At 64.7% G+C, this 3883-nt stretch carries 2 protein-coding genes and 2 pseudogenes; 3 read left to right on the forward strand and 1 reads right to left on the reverse strand.

Annotation, left to right across the window (positions count from 1 at the left end; translation table 11 throughout):
• Positions 1 to 147: 147 nt before the first annotated feature.
• Positions 148 to 918, forward strand: coding sequence for a recombinase family protein (locus AWZ10_RS25110; protein WP_006379225.1), 771 nt, complete (start codon positions 148 to 150; stop codon positions 916 to 918).
• 224 nt (positions 919 to 1142) lie between these two features.
• Here AWZ10_RS25110 and AWZ10_RS48065 read toward each other — a convergent pair.
• Positions 1143 to 2380, reverse strand: a pseudogene (locus AWZ10_RS48065) (IS256 family transposase).
• 610 nt (positions 2381 to 2990) lie between these two features.
• On the opposite strand from AWZ10_RS48065, the gene AWZ10_RS53875 reads away from it, so the two are divergent.
• Complete coding sequence (locus AWZ10_RS53875) at positions 2991 to 3305, forward strand: hypothetical protein (RefSeq protein WP_223786220.1); 315 nt, start codon at positions 2991 to 2993, stop codon at positions 3303 to 3305.
• A 384-nt stretch (positions 3306 to 3689) separates the two neighbouring features.
• Positions 3690 to 3883 (forward strand): annotated as a pseudogene (locus AWZ10_RS25125) (VOC family protein); the annotation flags it as partial.

Raw genomic sequence — 3883 nt, forward strand, 5'->3', positions numbered from 1 at the left:
CGCCCCCCCCCCCCCCCCCCGCCGCTTCACGAAGGTGCCCCGGCTGAAGAAGGCGCTGCGGGTGCCGACCCCGGCCGACCGTGGGCCGGGGTCGGCCGTGGCGGCCCGGCACCCCGCCACCGGCGCCGATCGACCCGGACCTGCCGAGTGCGGACATCCACATCGGCTAACGCGCGATGCTCGACGCTCAACTCCCAGCTCGACGCGCTCAGCAAGCACGGCATCCCGAGGGGCAAGATCTTCAGCGAGAAGATCAGCACCCGGGTGCGGGTCCGGCCCCGGTTCGAGAAGGCGCTGCGAACCGCGCGGGAGGTCAAGGCGCACGCCCCGCACTGCCGGGTCATCTTCACCGTGTACGAGATGAAGCGCCTCGGCCGCGACGCCGCCGAACTCACCGCGCTCACCGACCACCTCACCGCCCACGGCCTGGTCCTGGAGATGCTCGCCGGACCCCTGCCCGGCATCTACGACCCCACTGGCCCGGGCAAGCTGCTGTTCGCGTACTTCGCGGCGATGGCGGAGACCGAGCGAGAGAACATCCGCGAGTCCACGTTGGAGGGCCTGGACACCGCGGCCCGCAAGGGCAAGCACGGCGGCCGGCCCCCGGCGATGACCGACGACATGCTGCACACCGTGCTCCGGCGCCGGGCCGGCGGCGAGTCCGTCGGGCAGATCCAGCCCGACCTGTTCATCCCCACCGGCAAGCGCAAGGGACACAAGCCTTCCGTCAGATACTTGAGTCAAGACACTTGGAGAAAGTGCAGGTCAGAGCCGCCATGGACGAAATTTTGGAGCGTTGGGCATCTCGGCAAGCGGCGAAAGCCCCCCAGATCTCGGTTGAAGACCTCCGCGAACTCGCGGACAGTTTGGGTATCGAATTGGGTGACTGAGCTGCTTCGAGGGGCCCTGCCTGGATAGCAGGGTCCCTCGGTGTGTGTGAGAAATCGGCAAGCTGCCCCGCGCCATGGCCTCCCTGCGCAACCTCGCCATCAGCGTCTTCCGCCAGGACAGCCGGACGCCAGACCTACATCGCCGCGCCCAGACAGATCTCGTTCACGCAATGCCCCTGACTGGCGACCACGGCGGGGGTCACGTCCGCTGGAGTGGTGTATTGACGGCCACTCGGTGATCTCCTTTTGAGGCTATGCGGTGAGTTCGGTGGGCAGGTCGGTCTCGTGGGTTTCTGACTCGATCGGGTGGAGGCAGGCTTTGGCCAGCAGGTCGAGTCCCATGTAGCGGCGGGCCTCGGTCCACTCGTCGTTCTGTTCGGCCAGCACGGCGCCGACGAGCCGGATGACGGCGGTGCGGTCGGGGAAGATGCCGACCACGTCGGTGCGGCGGCGGATCTCCTTGTTCAGCCGTTCCTGCGGGTTGTTCGACCAGATCTGCCGCCAGATCTCGCGTGGGAAGGCGGTGAAGGCCAGCAGGTCGTGCTGGGCGGTGTCCAAGTGGGCTGCGGCCTTGGGAAACTTGGCCTCCAGCGCGTCCAGGACGTGCTGCATCTGGGCCTTCACGGCGTCGGTGTCGGGTTGTTCGAAGACGGTCCGCAGCAGCGTGGCCACCCAGGGCTGGGCCGATTTCGGGACCTGGCTGAGCAGGTTGCGGGCGTAATGAGTGCGGCATCGCTGCCAGCTCGCGCCGGGCAGGACCGCGCCGATGGCGTCGATCAGGCCGGCGTGCGCGTCGGAGATGACCAGCTGGACGCCGGACAGGCCGCGGGCGATCAGCGAGCGCAGGAAGGCCAGCCAGCCGGCGCCGTCCTCGGCGGTGGCGACATCGATGCCGAGGATCTCGCGGTGCCCGTCGGCGTTGACGCCGACCGCGATCAAGGCGTGGACGTTGATGATCCGGCCGCCCTCGCGGACCTTCTGGGTCAGCGCGTCCACCCAGACGAACGCGTAAGGGCCCTGATCCAGGGGCCGGTTGCGGAAGCGGCGACCTGCTCGTCCAGGTGCTTCGCCATCGCGCTGACCTGGGACTTCGACAGCTGGGTGACGCCGAGGGACTCGGCGAGCTTCTCGACACGGCGGGTGGACACGCCCAGCAGGTAGGCGGTGGCGACCACCGAGATGAGGGCCTGCTCGGCCCGGCGACGTCGCTCCAGCAGCCAGTGCGGGAAGTAACTCCCGCTCCTGAGCTTGGGGATGGCGAGTTCGACGGTGCCGGCCCTCGTGTCCCACTCGCGCGGGCGATATCCGTTCCGGTGGTTGACTCTCTCTTCGCTGACCTGCCCGTATTCAGCATTGCAGAGGGCATCCGCCTCCGCGGACATGAGCGCGTCAGCGAACGTCTTGACCATCGCGCGCAGCAGATCGGGACTCGCCGCGGCGAGGTTGTCTTCGGCGAGGGCGTGCAGGGGCAGACTGTCGGATGCGGTCATCGTGCTGATCTCCTTCGAGGCTTCGACACCTCGAAGATCAGCCGGTGGCCGTTCATCTATGCGGGCCTCATCCCGACGCCGGAGCAAACCCCCGGATCAGGTCGAACCCGTACACCATCTCCATGGACGCAACCACGGCGGGAGCGAACTGCTAGCACTTCAGATCGCCAATCGCCTCAGCCATTCGGCCAGACTGCGGGTCAAGGTCTGCAGGTTTCTGGCCTTTCGGTCGAGGTGCCCACGCCGAGACAGCGCGAAGATGAGCGCGAACGGAAGCCCCGGACGTAACGGGGGCCAACCAGTGCTTGGGCCGGTATGCTTCTTCCTGAAAGCGCCTTTTAAAACACCTCGCCTGCAGAGAGGACGTGTAGTGAATCTGAAAATTCGCACTCTTGGAGATCTCATGCGAACCTCTGGAGTGACGCCAAAGACTCAATCAAGTTCGCCAAAGCGTCGCGTTCTTACGAGCCTTGCGACTATTCTCGCCGCGTCGGGCGTTGTGGTCGCAAATCCTTCCGCTGCGTTCGCCAATTCCACCTTCACTGCTGTGGGGTATTGCGACACGAATTACCAGTGTGCGGGAGGTAGTGGCTCGAGTAGCAGATGGTCAGTGAATTTCGATGACGGGCCGACGGTATCGACAATTGACCTCCATGAACTGTACCGCGACCAGAGCGACACCATGTCCTCCTTTCGCATTCTCGGGAGTGTGATGTCGCGCGCCAATCACCCGAATGAAACAGTCACGATTCATCAGCAATTTTATCGAGACAATGGCGGGCAGGTGCCGCTCGGAGAGTACGAAACACGGTTCAGGGCGAGCAGCTCCAACAATGCCCAGCGCTTCAATTTCGATCAAGGCATACCCAATTTGCCGTGGAATGACCAGGTGTCGTCGGTTGCTATATGGATAACGAGAAAGTAGCTGACTGGCCTTAAAGAAGCTCGATCCTTCGTGACGACCTGCCGACTCCGTTGGCAGGTCGTTTCGCTTTCCGTGGCTCTTGGTGGGCAAATCTATAGTCCGGCTGGTGTCTCGGGTGAGCTCCGGATTTCATTGTTTCGAAATTGAACTTAGTCTTTTTGCCACCGAACCGAGTCATGCCGGATTGGCGCGCTCAGAACCACGACACGAGTGAGGGCCGACGGCAAGCCCTGGATCTCAGCACGTGGCCGGGGCCCCAAAAAACGGGGGCTGCGGTCGGCGATTCCTAATGCCGTTCGTCAAGCCGTGGCGCACGCCTGAGGTAGCGGGCAGGAGGTGTCGGAGGTGCGGGGTACAGTCCGTTCATCCGACTGGGGAGGGCTCATGGCGACCAAGTGGAGCTTGACGATCGACTGTGCGTACCCGGGGAAACTGGCCGCGTTCTGGGCGCTGGCGTTGGGCTACGCGGAGAAGCCCGCGCCCGCAGGGTTCGGGAGCTGGGAGGAGTGGTTCTCGCATCATGAGGTTCCGGAGGACGAGTGGGATGACGGGGCGTACCTGTCAGATCCGGATGGCGT

The organism is Streptomyces europaeiscabiei, from assembly GCF_001550375.1.
Taxonomy (GTDB): domain Bacteria; phylum Actinomycetota; class Actinomycetes; order Streptomycetales; family Streptomycetaceae; genus Streptomyces; species Streptomyces europaeiscabiei.